The 17,553-nt window shown below is 31.3% G+C and carries 19 protein-coding genes; 12 read left to right on the forward strand and 7 right to left on the reverse strand.

Annotated features, from left to right (window positions below):
* Positions 1–8 precede the first annotated feature (8 nt).
* From RNZ46_RS15415 to RNZ46_RS15450, 8 genes are all read left to right on the forward strand, one after another.
* The gene (locus tag RNZ46_RS15415; RefSeq protein ID WP_316983063.1) at positions 9–1,184 is read left to right on the forward strand and encodes a GNAT family N-acetyltransferase; all 1,176 of its coding nucleotides are present in this window, start codon (positions 9–11) and stop codon (positions 1,182–1,184) included.
* Positions 1,185–1,199: 15 nt separating this feature from the next.
* Positions 1,200–2,126: a GNAT family N-acetyltransferase gene (locus tag RNZ46_RS15420; RefSeq protein ID WP_316983064.1), complete on the forward strand. Its 927-nt coding sequence runs from the start codon at positions 1,200–1,202 to the stop codon at positions 2,124–2,126.
* Between the two features lie 20 nt (positions 2,127–2,146).
* Entirely contained in the window at positions 2,147–3,319 is a 1,173-nt protein-coding gene (locus tag RNZ46_RS15425; RefSeq protein WP_316983065.1) for a GNAT family N-acetyltransferase, read from the forward strand.
* A gap of 8 nt (positions 3,320–3,327) precedes the next feature.
* A complete protein-coding gene (locus RNZ46_RS15430; RefSeq protein WP_316983066.1) occupies positions 3,328–4,491 on the forward strand; it encodes a GNAT family N-acetyltransferase in 1,164 nt (387 codons plus the stop codon).
* Positions 4,492–4,665: 174 nt separating this feature from the next.
* Positions 4,666–5,634 carry an SGNH/GDSL hydrolase family protein gene (locus RNZ46_RS15435; protein ID WP_316983067.1) on the forward strand — a complete coding sequence of 323 codons (969 nt, stop codon included), beginning with the start codon at positions 4,666–4,668 and terminating at the stop codon, positions 5,632–5,634.
* The gene (locus tag RNZ46_RS15440; RefSeq protein WP_316983068.1) at positions 5,631–6,461 is read left to right on the forward strand and encodes a cupin-like domain-containing protein; all 831 of its coding nucleotides are present in this window, start codon (positions 5,631–5,633) and stop codon (positions 6,459–6,461) included. Before RNZ46_RS15435 ends, RNZ46_RS15440 begins: the two co-directional genes overlap by 4 nt.
* Positions 6,451–6,969 carry a hypothetical protein gene (locus RNZ46_RS15445; RefSeq protein WP_316983069.1) on the forward strand — a complete coding sequence of 173 codons (519 nt, stop codon included), beginning with the start codon at positions 6,451–6,453 and terminating at the stop codon, positions 6,967–6,969. The genes RNZ46_RS15440 and RNZ46_RS15445 overlap by 11 nt, the downstream gene beginning before the upstream one ends.
* Positions 6,953–8,014 carry an HTTM domain-containing protein gene (locus tag RNZ46_RS15450; protein WP_316983070.1) on the forward strand — a complete coding sequence of 354 codons (1,062 nt, stop codon included), beginning with the start codon at positions 6,953–6,955 and terminating at the stop codon, positions 8,012–8,014. The genes RNZ46_RS15445 and RNZ46_RS15450 overlap by 17 nt, the downstream gene beginning before the upstream one ends.
* On the opposite strand, the gene RNZ46_RS15455 is transcribed toward RNZ46_RS15450, so the two are convergent.
* The 3 genes from RNZ46_RS15455 to RNZ46_RS15465 form a co-directional block, all read right to left on the reverse strand.
* Positions 7,995–9,347, reverse strand: a complete 1,353-nt coding sequence (locus RNZ46_RS15455; RefSeq protein WP_316983071.1) for an MBOAT family O-acyltransferase — start codon at positions 9,345–9,347, stop codon at positions 7,995–7,997. The two genes, RNZ46_RS15450 and RNZ46_RS15455, sit on opposite strands and share 20 nt — an antisense overlap.
* 315 nt (positions 9,348–9,662) lie before the next feature.
* Positions 9,663–10,142, reverse strand: a complete 480-nt coding sequence (locus RNZ46_RS15460) for an Lrp/AsnC family transcriptional regulator (RefSeq protein ID WP_311938443.1) — start codon at positions 10,140–10,142, stop codon at positions 9,663–9,665.
* Positions 10,143–10,218: 76 nt separating this feature from the next.
* A complete protein-coding gene (locus tag RNZ46_RS15465; RefSeq protein WP_316983072.1) occupies positions 10,219–11,361 on the reverse strand; it encodes a M14 family zinc carboxypeptidase in 1,143 nt (380 codons plus the stop codon).
* 292 nt (positions 11,362–11,653) lie between these two features.
* Between RNZ46_RS15465 and RNZ46_RS15470 the strand changes: the two genes are divergently transcribed.
* Together RNZ46_RS15470 and RNZ46_RS15475 are read left to right on the forward strand one after the other, a co-directional pair.
* Positions 11,654–12,025 (forward strand): helix-turn-helix domain-containing protein, encoded by a 372-nt coding sequence (locus RNZ46_RS15470; RefSeq protein ID WP_316983073.1) that lies wholly within the window; start codon positions 11,654–11,656, stop codon positions 12,023–12,025.
* A 65-nt stretch (positions 12,026–12,090) separates the two neighbouring features.
* A complete protein-coding gene (locus tag RNZ46_RS15475) occupies positions 12,091–12,459 on the forward strand; it encodes a DNA topoisomerase IV (RefSeq protein ID WP_316983074.1) in 369 nt (122 codons plus the stop codon).
* Here RNZ46_RS15475 and RNZ46_RS15480 read toward each other — a convergent pair whose 3' ends face one another.
* On the reverse strand, positions 12,460–12,963 hold the full coding sequence (locus RNZ46_RS15480; protein ID WP_316983075.1) for a hydrolase: 504 nt from the start codon (positions 12,961–12,963) through the stop codon (positions 12,460–12,462).
* Positions 12,964–12,975: 12 nt separating this feature from the next.
* A complete protein-coding gene (locus tag RNZ46_RS15485; RefSeq protein ID WP_316983076.1) occupies positions 12,976–13,737 on the reverse strand; it encodes an MBL fold metallo-hydrolase in 762 nt (253 codons plus the stop codon).
* Between the two features lie 96 nt (positions 13,738–13,833).
* Between RNZ46_RS15485 and RNZ46_RS15490 the strand changes: the two genes are divergently transcribed.
* Positions 13,834–15,312 carry a TonB-dependent receptor gene (locus tag RNZ46_RS15490; protein WP_316983077.1) on the forward strand — a complete coding sequence of 493 codons (1,479 nt, stop codon included), beginning with the start codon at positions 13,834–13,836 and terminating at the stop codon, positions 15,310–15,312.
* Positions 15,313–15,435: 123 nt separating this feature from the next.
* Here the strand turns inward: RNZ46_RS15490 and bcp are convergent, their stop codons facing one another.
* Positions 15,436–15,888 carry a thioredoxin-dependent thiol peroxidase gene (bcp, locus tag RNZ46_RS15495; RefSeq protein ID WP_316983078.1) on the reverse strand — a complete coding sequence of 151 codons (453 nt, stop codon included), beginning with the start codon at positions 15,886–15,888 and terminating at the stop codon, positions 15,436–15,438.
* A gap of 36 nt (positions 15,889–15,924) precedes the next feature.
* Between bcp and RNZ46_RS15500 the strand changes: the two genes are divergently transcribed.
* Positions 15,925–16,584, forward strand: coding sequence for an endonuclease III domain-containing protein (locus RNZ46_RS15500; protein ID WP_316983079.1), 660 nt, complete (start codon positions 15,925–15,927; stop codon positions 16,582–16,584).
* A 235-nt stretch (positions 16,585–16,819) separates the two neighbouring features.
* On the opposite strand, the gene RNZ46_RS15505 is transcribed toward RNZ46_RS15500, so the two are convergent.
* Positions 16,820–17,404, reverse strand: coding sequence for an RNA polymerase sigma factor (locus RNZ46_RS15505; RefSeq protein WP_316983080.1), 585 nt, complete (start codon positions 17,402–17,404; stop codon positions 16,820–16,822).
* Positions 17,405–17,553: the final 149 nt, after the last annotated feature.

A 17,553-nucleotide genomic window follows, 5' to 3' on the forward strand; every position in this document is an offset into this window, starting at 1 on the left:
TTAAATATATGGCGTTGAAAAACATTTGTAAATCAAATTTTTACTCAGATATTTTTGAAGAAAATGCTATTCCATCTATCTATGAAAAAATCAAACTAAAAGATAATGAGTATGCATTTTGTAGCCCCGGTACTAAAACACTACCAGCCTCAAGACTATATGCTTTTGAGTTGGTTCCTAACTATTTTGAGCTAGAAGTTAAAGATGGATATAATTGCAAAGAAATATTTCAAAAATATGGTTATGCTGTAAATTTAATGGGATATAATTCGGTGGATAACTACCTTAAATCGGAATTTAAAACGAGTATTAGAAAAAACTTTAATCGTACAAAAAACAAACTTGAAAATTGTTACAATATTAACTATGCATTTTTTTATGGCGCTATAAGCAACGAAGAATATTATGCGCTAATGCACGCTTTACACGAAATGCTAAAAAAAAGGTTTAAAGAGCGTAACGACAGAAACCCTGTACTGGAAAATTGGGAACATTATGTACAAAACACACTTCAACTTATAAATAGCAAAAAGGCATCTTTACTTGTAATTTTTAGTGATAATGAACCCGTTGCAATAACCTTAAATTATCATCAGGGAAAAGTAATATATAGTGCGATTGCTTCATATAATATAGATTTTTACAAATACAGCCTTGGCAATCTTATGATTTACAAGCTTATAGAGTGGGCTATTTTAAATCATTACGTACTTATTGATTTGGGCTACGGAAATTTTAGTCATAAACAAATCTGGAACAATAAAAGATATAGTTTCAACAACCATGTAATACATTCAGAAAATGTATGGTTTGGAAAATTATATGCTGTCTTTATTCATTATAAATACCAATTAATAAATTATTTGCTTTCTAAAAAAGTAAATGTTTATTACAAAAATTTCAAACAGTTTTTTAAAGGGATTCCAAAGGAAGAACCATTGGATACTTTTAAATTTGAAACTATCAAAATCAACCACTTGTCAAATGAAGATGTTAAAAGTCTCAACCTCATAAACTTTAAAAAAGAAGATTATTTGTTTATGAGAAAACCCATTAACGATTTTATTTACTCCAATAACAATCACATAGATAATATGTCTATTTTTAAGGCGAAAATCCAGGATAATATTTTTTATATAAAAGGTGAAAAGTGTTCAATAAAATTAACCTACACCAAAAATTAAGGTTTACAATGTGAAATGACACAATTAAGAAAAGAACAATTTATATATGATTTTCTTCAAAATGGTAAAGCAATAGTACCAGGCTGTTATAAGTATATTTATGTAAATAATAAATCGTTTCTGAATAAAAAAGCATTTAAACCAAACCAATTAAGCGATGTTATTTATGTAAGCCTATTCCCTACTTTTTTAGATTTTAAAATTGTAAATGAACCCGCGTACCACTCAAAAAAAATAATACATCATGGTATTTCGGGTGCTGGTATATTACTGGATGAAAATTACACCGTAGAATCATATTTGGACAAGCATACCAATAATAAGTTTAGAAAAAATTTACGAAAATATTTTACTGGACTTAAAGATTCTTGTAATGTAAGGTACGTTTGTTACTATGGAAGGATATCTAAGGAGAGGTGTGATTTTTTACTTGATGCCCTCCGCGAAATGATAGAAAAGAGATTTAAAACCAAGAATGTTAAGCATGTTTTTATGGCGGAATGGGATAATAATGTTAAAGATTTGCACGAATTAATAAATCATAAAAAATCATCATTAATTGTAGTTTATGACGAAGATAAGCCTATAAGCATATCATTAAATAGGCACATAAACAACAGTATTTTTTTTGGTGAATTACACGCTTATAACGCAAACTACAGTAAGTATGGACTTGGACACATAAATAACCACTTACGCTTAAACTGGTGCATCGACAATAAGTTTGATTTTATAGATTTGGGTATTGGTGTTTTTGATAATAAAAAAATATGGTGCAATGTGTTTTATAACGTAGAATACCATTTGTTTTATAAAAAAAAATCGCTTAAAACAAAAGCCATTGCTCTATTGGAAATCTATAAAATTAATTTTAAAAATTTTATAAAGTCAAAAACTATTGGTTGTTCGATTAAAAAAATTAAAAGCTTCTTTAATCAATAAAGAAAATTAAAAACTTATTTATGGCGCTTTTAAACAAAGTAGATTTTTATAACACCTTTTTTCAAAAAGATAAAATTTCAACTGTATTCTCTAGACTATTTTATAAACACAATAATGCATTGTTTTACAGTTTAGAAAAGACAGAGAAAAAAAATGATGAGGCCACAGTAAATTTCATTAGTTTATTTCCGCAGTACCTTTACCCTGAAATAAAACAAGCCCAAAACGTTAGAGTAAAAAAGATTCAACAAAAAAAACTTGATGGATTTGCTATTCTGATAAATGGCTTTAAAGATGTCGACACATATTTGGCAAACACCCTTAAATCTAGTACTCGTGGCCCTATTAAAAAGAAAATTAAGCGTTTAGAATTGTGTTTTAATATACACTACAAGATGTTTTATGGTGACATTTCTGAAGCCGAATACAATGTTATAATGCCTCAATTAAAGAGCATGATTGAGCGCAGGTTTACCGAACGAAATAACACTAACGAAGCTTTGGGCAAATGGGATTCGTATCTCAGAACAACACTATCACAAATCAAAAAAAAGGAAGCTTCATTGTTTGTACTTTATTCGGCCGATGAGATTATTGGCGTATCTCTTAATTACCACATTAACAAGGTTTTTATCGGTCATATTATTGCTTATAATATCGATTATTCAAAATTTGGCTTAGGTAACACCATCGTTTATAAATTATTAGAATGGAGCATTAATAACAATTACTCTATTTTTGATATGGGAAATGGGGCCTTAGACTATAAACGGATTTGGAGTAATTTGACTTATAATTACAATTATTATATAGTTTATAACACATCGTCATTTTTAGCCTTTATTTTTGGTAATCTGCAAGTTTTTAAAGTGCAGTTAAAAAACACTTTAAAAGTATTGAATGTGATTTATATTTACAGAAAAATTAAAGCACATATTTTCAATAAAAACAAGAAAGATACAAGCCTTCAAACATCAGTTAAATATGAAAAAATTAATATCGAAGCCTTTAAGAAATTAAGATTAACTAAAATTGAATATCAAAATATAGAAGATAACCTCGTAAAAAAAGCAATAATAGATTTTACATTTGCGCATCAAAATCATATTAATGATATTGAGGTTTATAAATTAGATAGCACCAGTTTTATTATAAGTGGGAAAAAAAGCATACAAAAAATTATAATCGATTAAATTACAAAATGGGTTTATTCACTACACATGATTTTTACAATACACTATCAAAAAAACACTTCGTGTTTGATATCTATGAAAAATTATTTCTTGCTCATAATAATTACGAGATTTATAATGCTAATCCTACAAATAATGCTAACGCATTAAAAAAAGTATACACTTTTGATTTGTTTCCATCCTACTTAAAACCCATATATAGAAATCCTGAGCTTAATAAACTAAAAATAATACCCCAAAAAAAAATTATTGGATACGCTATACAAATCAATGAAAATAAAGGGTTCAGTGATTTTTTTAAAAATGAATTTAGTAAAAGCTTTAGAAGCAATACAAGACGATTTGTAAATAGGTTTGAAGCATGTTTTAATGTAAGCTACAAAATGTTTTATGGCAACATTGATAAAACAGAATATAACACATTAATGAGTGCGTTGCACACCATGCTCACCAAAAGGTTTAACCAGCGTGAAGAATCCAACAAAATGCTTGAAAATTGGGAGTTTTATCAAGCAACAGCATTTAAAAACATCAACTCTAATAAAGCTTCTTTATTTGTTATATACCACGATAATATTCCTGTGCAAATATCGCTTAACTATCATTTTAACAATATCCTTTTTATAGCCATTCCGTCATACAATATTGATTATGCAAAGTTTTCATTGGGCAATATTTCCATTTATAAATTGTTGGAATGGGCGGTGACCGAAAACTACGATCTTATGGATTTAGAATATGGTTATTTGGAGTATAAACGAAGATGGAGCAATTATATTTATTCGTTTGCACACCATGTTGTTTACCCGAAAAACGATGTAAAATCTAACGTTGTTGCCACTATTTCAATTTTAAAACTCAAGCTTAAAAACTTCTTTAAATCAATACATGTTGATGAGCTTATTAAAAATTTAAAATGCTATTTTTATAAGCACAAAGGCACCTTTAAGGATATCACCTACACTACTGAGCCCATTCAATTTGATAACGCAAACAATCTAGAATCTTTAAATATAAACAGCCCGAAAGTTGTGGGTATTAAAAAGGCTATGTTCGATTTCCTTTTTATAAACAAAGAACATGTTAACAATTTAAAAATTTATGAAATAGTACCCTTTAAAGAGTATGTATTTAGCGGTAAATCCGTATCTCAAAAAGTCGTTGTTTTATAAGCAGCCCTGTTTTTATTCAAAATTTCAAACCTCAAATTTTTAATAAATTAAAATGTTTACTTATCGAAAATCCCCTATTAAAAGCAAAAAGAATGTATTTAAACGATTATTAATTTAATACTTACAAATTGTAATTATATTTATCTTACAACTAAACTTTTATGCGTTAAAAAAATGAAATTATTAATTGGTAAAATGATTTTATATTTTATACTAATCTTGGTATTCTTAGAGGTTTGCGTACGCGTTTTTCATCTGTATTTTGAATATCCAACTTATTATATTAATGAGTTTAATGTAAAAACATATTTGCCAAAACAACAAGGGTACTACGTTACTGGCAACAGGCGGATGAATTATATAAAATACAATATTAATGACAGTGGGTTTAATTCATACAAAGAATACAACCCTACTAATAGCACAACAGATATTGCACTTATTGGCGACTCATTTATAGAAGGCTTTCATCAAGATTATTATAAGTCAATTGGAAAAAAAATAGAAACCAAACTAAAAAACGCGGTAAATGTTTTTGAATATGGGCACTCGGGCTACGATTTGGCCGATCAATTACACCTCATTCAAGCTTATCAATCACATTTTGAAAACATTGATTATATTTTTATTTATATTAAATTCAATAACGATTTAAAACGAGGAAAATATACTCCAAATCAGTGGCGGGTAGATTTACAAAATTCTTTCTCGTTTAAAATTAGAGACAAAATTAAATTAACTACCTATGCCGAAGGCATTGGTGTTTTTGAACCAATTTTAAGATTAAGGGATAAGTTCTTTGGAATTATACCAGAAACATATAGTGATGACCCGGTTTCTGAAGCTGATGCCAAAAAATATTTAGTGAATCTTCAATCGTTAGTTGATACGTATGGTTTTGACAAAACTAAAACTAGTTTTCTTCTTGATAAAGATAAAACAAGTACATATTTTTTAGATTATTGCGATAAAATGGGCTATAATTATGTAGATTTTGGTAAGGCATTCAAGCAATCGGACAAACCCACTACTTTAATCTACGATATGCATTGGAACAACCACGGTAGAAATTTAATTGCCAACAGTATTGTTGACTATTTAAATAAAAAATTAGAAACTAAAAAAAACACAATCGAGAAATGAATATTTTAAACGAAATTTTATCTCAAAGCATGCCCATTGAAGAGTGCACATCATTTGATTCTTCAACCTTTAAAAAAAAATATTACAATAAAAAACCAGTTGTTTTTAAAGGGCTTGCTAAAGATTGGGGAGCAACCAAAAATTGGGATTTAGAATTTTTGTTAAATTTAAAAGAAGACAAGGATATTCTTTTACTTTCTGGAAATTTTATACAAGATGATAACCGATACACAAAGGCATCATTTAAAGATTACATTAAAAAATTAAAAACGGCTGATGCTAATAAAGAATCTTTCAAAGACTACTTAACCACGCTAAACATTTTTAATTATTACCCACATTTAAAAAATGCCATTGATTTTTCTTTTTTTGAAACCTATAATAAAATAAATGATGTCACAGCTTGGATTGGCCCCTCAAATACAGTGTCGGGATTTCATAATGATACAGGTAAAAACATGTACGCCCAAATAAAGGGAAAAAAAATGTTTATACTTAGTTCTACTAAATTTAATAAGAAAATGTACCCGAGCGATAAATACATCAATGGTGCTGTAGCTAGTCAAGTCGACATAAATAATTTTGATGAGATTAAATTTCCTAAATTTAAAGATGTGAAATTTTCAAGTATTACATTAGAGCCTGGAGATGTACTTCATGTACCATCAAAATGGTGGCATTATGTTCAGTCGTTAGACACGTCTATTAGCATAAGCAACTTTGGATACTCAAAACGGGAAATGTTTATTATTAAAGCAATTGATTATTTGCACAGACGCGGATATTATAAACCTAAAAATTGTTTTTGCTGTAATAATGACAAGTAAATTATTTGAAAAAAAGATATATTTTAACATTGTTGCTACATTAATATTAGTGCCAAATATTTTTGTCGCTATTATTGGTATTGAAACCTTTCCCTACACTTGCGCCCCTATGTTTGGGCATTATATTGATGACAACACCAATTTATACTTGTTAAAGTTTGAAGGTGTAAACGATTCTACAAAAACCAATTTAACAGAGTTTTACGGCAAATCCGAAGATCTTTTTATAAGACATTTTTTTAGTAAAGTTTACGGCTCAACACACGCCATATCGCCATTTGATAGTAAATTATCAGAAAGTAAATCCGACTTTCAATATAGAATGGACACATTTTTCAATCATTTTTCCACATTTATTTTAAGTGAATACAACCTTTCTTTTGACCAAATCAATTTATCTGTTAAAAATGTAGACCAAAACAGAAACATCATCACAGACTTTAAACCTATTGGCTATTTTGATTATAGCGATAAAAAATACCATACGTTTTATGAAAATAGCAATTAAACTAATAGGTTTTTTAAGGTCTATATTAGCACAACCTTTAAGTATTTTAAGGTTTTTACTATCAATAGTAATGGGTAAATATGTGTTGGAACGTCTTAATGCTATTTTTCAATTAGAAAACAATCTACAGTATGCTCTATCAAAAACTTGGTTTACCAGCCTTTTACCCGATGTGTTTTTAGTACTTGATACAAACCTTTATACAACGGTTAAATTTTTGATTATAATTTCAGCCTTTGGTGCGGCGTTAGGTATTCTGGGTAGGTTAAATTTACTTATTCTTGCCCTTTCATGTTTTTACGTTTTTGGAGTTGGCGAGGGCATTGGTGTTTTCGATCACCACGCCTCATTACCCAGTCAGGTTATTTTTGCCCTAGCACTTGTACCGGGATCTATGACATTGTCTATTGATTATCTCTTATTGCAATTTTATTATAAACGCAAAATGAAGATTTTAGACTTAGCAAGCAATCCAAAGTGGGGCTTGAATTTAATTTTGGCTTTGGTAGCTATTACTTACTTTTCCGCCGGCGTTTCAAAGCTCAGGTATGGCCATGGTGTCTCATGGTTGGATGGCTCAACTTTAGGGTTTTATTTAAAGGAAAGAACTAAAAATTATGATGCTAACGAATCTCAATTAATTATTGGTGATAGTAAAATTAAAGAAAATGAAAAATGGAAGGATGAATTTGGTTTTATAGCTCATACTTATGGCAACTTTCAAACAAAAAAGAAACTAAATGATATTGCCGAATATATAGCGCGCAATAAATTTCTGGTTGTCGGCCTATCCATTGGCTCAGTATTGTTTGAATTACTTGCATTTATAGTGTTTATAAACACAAAATATAGAAATATATACCTTATATCTGCCATTATTTTCCATCTGTCAATTGGCTCTTTAATGGGTATTTCATTTCGGCAATATAGATTAATTTGTTTCTTCTTAATTGATTGGGATTTCTACTTAAGATTTGTTTTAAAAAAACTTAAATTACAACATCTTTTAAACGAAAGCAGCAAAATCAAAATTGAAAGTAGATAAATGACCTATCTACGCCATCATCATAAAATAACATCATCAATAAAATCACTATAGCGTAGGCAACAAACCTAACCACTTTAGATTTGAATTTAAAGGGTGAACGCTCATCTTTTCTCATCCTATATTCATATACTAAAAAAACCGCTATTAAAATATAGTAGTCTATCATTCTGTAACCCATGGGGTGATGGTACGCTTCATAACTAAAATCAGAGAATATTCTTCTTATAAAGGCAAAAGCATCGGTGATAGATTCTGATCTAAAAAATATTCTTGAGAACGTTACAATTCCAAAGGTTAAAATTACTTGACCAATTTCTTTCAGCGAAGGAAAAAAGGAGTTTTCTCCAACTACACTGTTTTTATAAATGGTATTTCTGCCCAACAAGAAAACAGGAATAAATGCCAATGCGTGAAATGCACCCCAAAAAATAAAGGTCCAATTTGCACCATGCCAAAAGCCACTAACCAGAAAAATAATTATGATATTTCTAACCGATTTAAGCTTACTAACACGCGATCCGCCTAAAGGTATATAAACATAATGCCTAAACCACGTAGAGAGTGAAACGTGCCACCGCTGCCAATATTCTGCAACATTTCTTGAGAAATTAGGGAATTTAAAATTAGACATCAATTCTATTCCAAAAAGTTTAGCGGTACCTATTGCAATATCAGAATAACCACTAAAATCGCCATAAACTTGAAAACTAAAAAGTGTAACACCCAAAATAAGCGTTGATGCCGGATAATCATGGTAATTGGCAAAAATATCGTCAACCATTGGCCCAAGTGAATCTGCTATTACAACTTTTTTAAACAGCCCCCACAATATCAATTTGAGACCACTAACAGATTGGTGGTAACTAAAAGTTCTTTTATGGGTAATTTGCGATAATAAGTTTGAGGCGCGCTCGATGGGTCCTGCCACTAATTGTGGAAAAAAACTAACAAAGGCAGCAAATGACAAAAAATCTCTTGTAGGCTTTAGTTTTTCATAATAAATGTCGAACGAATACGACATGGTTTGGAAGGTGTAAAATGATATCCCTATGGGTAAGATGACACGTAATGTCCAAGTACTTTGCATGTTATACCCAAACATTGCGAACATATCAACCCATGAATCTACAAAAAAATTGAAGTATTTAAAAAAGCCTAAAAGCCCAACATTGAAAATAACCGTTACCCATAACCATGCTTTTCGAATAGATTTTTTTTCATTGTTATGAATTTTTAACCCAACAAAATAATCCACTATTGTACTGAGTAATATTAATGAAAGAAATCTCCAATCCCACCAGCCATAAAATAAATAGCTGGCAAAAAGCAATAGCCAATTTTGTGATTTTAAACTTTTTTTGAAAATTATCCAATAGAGGAAAAAAACTATTGGTAAAAAAATAAAGAATTCTAAAGAATTAAATACCATATGGGCGAGTCAAATTGGTTGGTAAAATTCGAAAAATCAAAAGACTGTTATAAAAATGACGAAACTTACATACTAAATCAAAAAATTTCTTTGAAATGCCTAAATAGCTATACAAGTAACATTAATAGGATTATTCTAAGTTCAGAAATCAAATATTAGACATTAAAAAAGCCCATTTTAAAGGGCTTTTTCTATATCTATTTTTTTAAAAGTAAACTACAGCTCATTAAAAATAGAGTGCATCAAACGCTTTTTGTCGTTTAGGCTTTCTTCAAGCGATATCATGGTTTCTGTTCTGTAAACCCCTTCAATATCGTCTAGCATAAAAATAACTTCTTTAGCGTGCTCTGTGCTTCTAGCTCTAATTTTACAAAATATATTAAATTTTCCAGTAGTAATATGTGCTACCGTTACAAAAGGAATGTTATTGATACGTTCCAACACAAATTTTGTTTGAGAGGTGTTATTCAAAAATACGCCAACATAGGCGATAAAAGAATATCCTAGTTTTTTATAATCTAAGGTTAAGGATGAACCTCGAATGATACCGGATTCTTCCATTTTTTTAACACGTACATGCACTGTACCTGCAGAGATTAATAGTTTTTTTGCAATGTCTGTAAACGGAATTCTTGTATTATCGATTAACATATCAAGAATTTGGTGGTCGATTTCGTCTAATTTAATTTTCCCCATAATTAATTATTCTTAAATAAAAAGCAAAATTAATACATTTTCATCAAAAAACACATATCATTTTTGCTTTATATTGTCAAAATAAAGCAATTTTGCTATTATCTATCATTACGAAATCGTTTTCGTTACCAACTTTTACGCCCTCACCTTGCAAATCCAATACAACCAAATTATTGGCATCAAACTCTTTATGTCCATAAAAGCCCGTTAATTTTTCAATTTTTTCAATTTTTGGTATAAACTCAATTTTACCGTCAATTAATTTTTCGTGATACATAATTGCAATATCCTCTACTCTATTGTCACTTGTTTTGGCATTTCGGATAATAACATCAAAAAAACATTTTTCGTTTTCAGGAATATCAAAATAAGGTTTATATAAGCTGCCATCAACCTTATTATTGGCAATATACTCCAGCGATTTCAACATAGTCATATAAATATACTCACGGGTTATTTCCCGAGCATAATCACCCTTAAAATGTCCAGCTTCAAACAAAATAGTGGGTACATTTTCACTCTGAAATGTATCGCCTACACAGTTCAAATTAAAGGCATCATCGTAAACCCCAACTTGATTGGGTATAATGTTTTGAAGCACTTTGTTCATAACGCCAATTACCTCCATGGCAATCTTTCGGTTTGCCGTTATGGTACAATTTTTATCCTGTGCCGGCGCTAAAAAAGAAACCGTAGCCGATTTATTTGTTTTTCCAGCGCTAAAAATGGTACGTTGTCCATGTAGATTATAACAAAAGTGTGGCTTAAAATGATTAAAAACACCTCTTAAAACCTTACTTTCTGGTTGCGACAAGTCTTGGGCATCTCTATTCAAGTCTACCGCATTTGCATTCACCCGAGTGTAGGCTTCAGCGCCATCTGGATTTAAAATGGGAATGATGTATAAAGTACATGCTTTTAAAATAGAATTAAGAGCCGTGTTTTTATCTAAAAGCGTATTTAAAAGGTCGAATAATGCTTTAGTTGTGGTCGACTCGTTTCCGTGCATTTGCGACCACATTAATATTCTTTTTTCGCCTTTGCCGATTTTTAATGCATAAATAGGTTTTCCTAAAACCGATTTTCCAAGGGTATGTACATCTATTTTTTTTTCTAAGTCATTTAATAAAGGTTCAATTTTAAGATTGGTAATATAACGATGGTGGAGACTACTTTCTTTGTGCGTTAAAAACAGTGATTTAAGATATGCTACGTTCATTGAAATTATTTAATATACAAATGTAAACATTTACTAATTTACATTTGTAAACACTAGTTTTTAATGTTTTTGTTTACATAGGTTAACTAAAACATAGTCTTAAATGATTTAGAAGTCAATAATTTTATTAAACTTTTAATAATAATAACTTTATTATTTATTTTCAGTTTATTACACTTAATTATATAAACTATTAATTTAATATAAAACGACTTATTTCATGATATAAACACGAATATTAAAATTATATTGTTACATTTGTAACACAATCTGTTCAAAATCCGTGTTTACAATGATAAACAATGAAGCTTTTATAAAACGACTCCAAAAAGTAATAGATTATTACGGTGAATCGGCTTCCTCTTTCGCCGAAAAAATTGGTGTACAACGATCTAGCATTTCGCACATTTTATCGGGCAGGAACAAACCAAGTTTAGACTTTGTTTTAAAAGTGCTTTCCTCCTTTCCGGAGGTTGAATTGTATTGGCTGCTTAATGGCAAAGGCGAATTTCCTTCAAATAAAGCTATAACCACCTCAAATACGAAACCTCAAGATTTAAAAATTGAAGAAACATTAAAGTCTGAAAATAAGACTGGTAAAAAAATTGAGCGAATTGTTATTTTTTATGCGGACGGTAGTTTTGAAAACTTTAAAAACGAATAGCAATTTTGCCTTAAAATGTCGCATATAAATACTTTGTTTAGTAGCTTTGCCGAAAAAGATATGTTATGCGTTTATTCTGTTTTGTATTGTTGTTTAGCTTAATGAGCTGTTACGAAACTTCAAGAGATTGTAAAGCCTATAAAACGGGGGAGTTTTACAGCGAAGTTACTATAAACGATGTGTTGTACACATCTACTTTTAAAAGAAGTGAAGATTTACAAATTGAAACGTACAATAAAAAAATAGATTCTTCTAAATTACGATGGATAAACGACTGCGAGGTTATTTTTAAAACCATAAACCCTAAAAACATGGCCGAACGAAAGGATGTGCACTTAAAAATTTTAACTACAACCGATTCATCGTACACCTTTGAATATTCGTATGTTGGCGAAACAAAAAAACAAAAAGGTATCGCTTACAGAACAAAGTAATTATCTATCAAAAGAATATAAAAACGATTCCACCAAATTGAACTTTAGCTGCTTATCCGCCGTTATTTCATAAGTCAAAAATATTTCGCCCCAAAATTCACCATCAGAAAAATCGGCAATAATCCATTTATGGTTTAGCATCTTTACTGTATTAATCATCATTCTTCTGCCCTCACTTGCCGCATAAGGCACAATGGGGTGCTCGCCACTGGTTTCGTTTAATTTGTAAAGTTCGTCTTTTATAAAGGGAATTAATTCATCTACATTATAGCCATCATTTTCAAAATAACTAATGGCATCTTCATTTCTATATAAATTAAAATGCGAGAGATTTAAAATATCGTCCTGTAAAACCGCTATGGAATCTTTATACTTTATGGATTTTGATTTATAGGTTTCCATTTTATTGTTCATGTCTTCAAAAATACGTTTCGAGTTAACATACTGAAACAGTACCAACAATATTGAAAACACAAACAAATACATAAAAATTTTCTGCTTCATTCTATACTTTTTTTAAAGGGTTATTTGTAAGCCATCATAGGCTAGAAAAACATTTTTTGGCAGCTTTTGTTGCACCTCGTCATGAAAACCCAACAAATGGCTTATGTGTGTGAAATAGGTTTTTTCGGGTTTCACTTTTTCAACAAATTGCAAAGCTTCTTCTAAATTAAAATGAGAAATATGTGGTGTTATTCTTAGTGCATTTACCACCAAAACCTTAAGGTTCTTCAGTTTTTCGATTTCTTTCTCTTCAACCGTTTTTACATCCGTTAAATAAGCAAAATCCTTGAACCTATAGCCAAAAACCTGAACAAAATAATGGTTCACGTTTATAGGTGTTACTTCAATTCCAGATAAATAGAACGGTTTATTTTCAATTCTATTTGCTATAACCGTTGGTGCACCGGGATATTTGTTTTCGGTTTTAAAAATGTAATCGAAACGGTTTTTTATGGATGCAATAACACGTTGGTGGGCATAAATATTCATATCGCCATTCATATAACACAGCGGTCGGATATCATCTAGCCCCGCAACATGATCGGCATGTTCGTGTGTAAATAAAATACCATCGATTTTTTCGCATTTACTGCGCAGCATTTGTTGCCTAAAATCCGGCCCGCAATCTATCACATAGGCAAAATTATCCCATTCTACTAAAGCCGACACCCTAAGCCGTTTATCTTTAGGGTTATCACTTAAGCAGACAGGGTGTTTGCTTCCAATAACCGGAATGCCTTGAGATGTACCTGTACCTAGAAATGTAATTTTCAAAAATGCAATATTTAATCACAAAAATAAACTTATTTTTTTGTAAGCTATAGTTATTTGATACCTTTGTAACTATTAGCAACAACTCAAAAAAAAACTATGGAAATTACCATAAAAGGTGATAAGGAATTTGATGATATTCCGTCGTTAAAATCTAAAGCATTACGAATTAATTTAAACGAAAATATTTACGGCACCTTTGCTGAAATTGGCGCGGGCCAAGAAACTTGCCGTCATTTTTTTAGAGCTGGCGGCGCATCGGGTACGATTGCAAAAGCAATGTCGGCCTACGATAAAGATTTTAGTGATGCCATTTATGGAATAGAGGATGATAGACGCTATGTAACCGAAGCTCGCTTACGCAAGATGCTTACCCATGAAATGAACCTTATGGAAAAGCGTATTACCAGGGAAAAACACCCCAACAAAATATTTTTTACCTATGCCAATACTGTTGCTACCATAGATTTTTCAAAAAAATTCAAGGGCCACGGCTGGGTGGGAATTAAGTATCAAGTTGAAGCCGATGCCGATTATAATGAGATTATATTGCATGTTCGTTTTAAAGAAACCGATGCACGATTACAACAGGAAACCCTTGGTGTTTTAGGCACAAATCTTATTTACGGTGCTTTTTATAAATACAACGAACCCAAAAAATTACTACGTTATTTATACGATCATTTAGATCAAGATCAATTGGAAATTGATACGATTAACTTTTCTGGCCCTGTTTTTAAGGATGTAGATAATAGATTGATGAGTTTGCAGTTGGTAAAGAATGGGATGACCGATGCCGTAATGTTTGGACCTGATGGCAACAACGTACTTCCGGCTAGAGTGCTTTACAAAAAAAACATACTGGCTTTACGAGGCAGTTTCAGGCCAGTGACCAAGGTTAACATGGCCATGTATGAGAAATCATACGATATGTTTATTAAAGAAAATAAAGTTGATGAAAACAAAACAGAAGTTGTATTTGAAATCACTTTATCCAACTTGCGAGCAGAAGGCGAAATAGACGAACAGGATTTTATGGACAGGGCCGATTTATTATGCTCGCTCGGACAATCGGTAATGATTTCCAATTTCCAAGAATATTATAAAGTGGTTGAGTATTTTTCAAGTTACACCAAAGCAAGAATGGGGCTTGCCATGGGCGTTAATAATTTGATTGATATTTTTGACGAAAAGTACTACCGCCATTTAAGCGGTGGCATTCTTGAAGCTTTTGGCAAATTGTTCTTTAAGGATTTAAAGGTGTATTTATACCCTATGCTCGATCCGGAAACCGGTGAACTTATAAATAGTAAAAACTTAAAAGTTTATCCTCGAATGAAAGAGTTGTATAAATTCTTTAAATATAACGGAAAGGTTATTGACATTGAAGAATACGACGAAAGCATTATGAGTATTTTTTCCAGGGAAATTCTCCAAAAAATTGAAGCAGGAGAGCGAGGTTGGGAAGATATGCTACCTGAAGGTACAGCAGATTTAATTAAAGATTATAGGCTGTTTGGCTACACCCGTAAGCCATTAAAACCTATTCGCATAAAAAAAAGAGCGGTAAAAAAATAGTAGTTTAGTTTTTAGTAAACTATAAAAAAGGCTGTCTAAAAAGTCTAAATCCACTCTAAATATCAGTCTCGAAGTTTCGGCATTGATATTGGATAGTTGCTTTTTAGACAGCTTTTTTGGTGCTTATTCTAATATTTGAGCGGCGTGGTCTTTAGTTTTTACTTTATCAATAACACGCTCAACAATGCCTTTTTCATTAACAATAAACGTTTTTCGGTGAATGCCATCAAACTCCCTGCCCATAAACTTTTTTGGTCCCCAAACACCAAAAGCGTTAATTACGGTTTTATCCTCATCGGCCAACAACGGAAACGGAAAATCGTATTTCTTTTTAAAGTTAGATTGTTTTCGTGCAGAATCAGCGCTTACGCCTAATAACTCATAACCTTTTTCTTTTAAAACCTCATAATTATCCCTCAAATTACACGCTTCTGCCGTACACCCTGGTGTGTTTGCCCGTGGGTAAAAAAACACGATGAGTTTTTTTCCTTTATAATCATTTAATGAAACGGTGTTTCCCTGTTCATCTTTAGCTGAAAAATTAGGCACAGCATCACCTTGTTTTAATGTATTCATAATCTTAACTTTGATTTTTAAGCAAAAATACGACTTATGACCAAGAAAGAAAAAGTGAACTTTATTATTAATACATTATATAAACTTTACCCCGAAATCCCTGTGCCCTTAGACCATAAAGACCCATACACCCTTCTTATTGCAGTATTATTGTCTGCACAAAGCACCGACGTAAGAGTTAATAAAATTACGCCATTACTTTTTGAGATAGCGGATAATCCGTACGATATGGTGAAACTTTCGGTTGAGGAAATTCGCGATATTATAAAACCCGTTGGGCTTTCGCCAATGAAAAGCAAGGGCATCCATGGATTGTCTAAGATTTTAATTGAAAAACACGATGGTAAAGTCCCAAAAAGTTTTGAGGCTTTGGAAGAGCTTCCGGCCGTTGGCCATAAAACAGCAAGCGTAGTGATGTCTCAAGCGTTTGGCGTGCCTGCATTTCCTGTAGACACCCATATTCACCGATTAATGTACCGATGGAATTTAAGCAATGGTAAAAACGTGGTGCAAACAGAAAAAGATGCTAAGCGCTTATTCCCAAAAGAGTTATGGAACGATTTGCATTTACAGATTATTTGGTACGGTCGCGAATATTCTCCGGCACGAGGCTGGGATTTGGAGAAGGATATTATCACAAAAACAATCGGTAGAAAAAGCGTTATAAACGAGTACTACAAGCAAAAAAAGTCCTGATTAAAAAAATCAGGACTTTTCCATTAAACTTAATTTAGAAGCGCTTCAAACTTCCAATTATTATTACAATTTATAACACTTAAAGCCTTGGAATAATTTAGAAGAAAATTAACCGTTTCTTCCTTCGGTTCTAGATCGTTAAAATTTTTAATAGAATTTTCAGTGTAAAGTTTTGCCATTTCAATAAATTAAAGGTTATTTATTAGGCTAACGTCACAAAACTTACTTTATTGTGCTAATTGGTTAAAACTATATTATGTTTGTCTATTATTTTACGCAAATTAATTAGCGCATAGCGCATACGCCCCAATGCGGTGTTAATGCTTACACCTGTTCTTTCAGAGATTTCCTTAAAGCTCATATCGTTGTAAATACGCATCATTAGTACTTCTTTCTGGTCTTCTGGCAGCTCGTCAACCAATCGTCTTACATCGTGTTCAACCTGTTCTTTAATTATGGTTTTTTCTGCGTTTAAACTCGTATCGCTTAGCACGGAAAAAATGCTAAAATCGCCACTGTTATCAAACTTTGGCATACGGTTGTTCTTTCTAAAAAAGTCGATAACCAGATTATGCGAAATACGCATCACCCAAGGTAAAAACTTCCCTTCTTCGTTGTAAGCCCCACGTTTAAGCGTTCGTATCACCTTAATAAATGTGTCCTGAAAAATATCTTCGGCCACATCCCTATCGTAAACTTTTGAATAAATAAAACTGTAGATTTTTTGCTTGTGCCTGGTGATGAGGATTTCTAAAGCACCTTCATCGCCTTGAATATAACTACTAACTAATGTAGCATCAGAAATAAGTTTGTATTTCATAATCATTACTTTTGTTGCATCGAAGCAAATGCCTCATTGCTTGGGGTTAAGTTTTTAAAAGTAATGTTATGCTATAGGCGAGAGTTGTTTTTTAATTGATAAATCAAATATAACAACAATCGTTCCTAAAAAACAAAAAAAATCTATTT

It is taken from the genome of Hwangdonia lutea (assembly GCF_032814565.1).
Taxonomy (GTDB): Bacteria; Bacteroidota; Bacteroidia; order Flavobacteriales; family Flavobacteriaceae; genus Hwangdonia; species Hwangdonia lutea.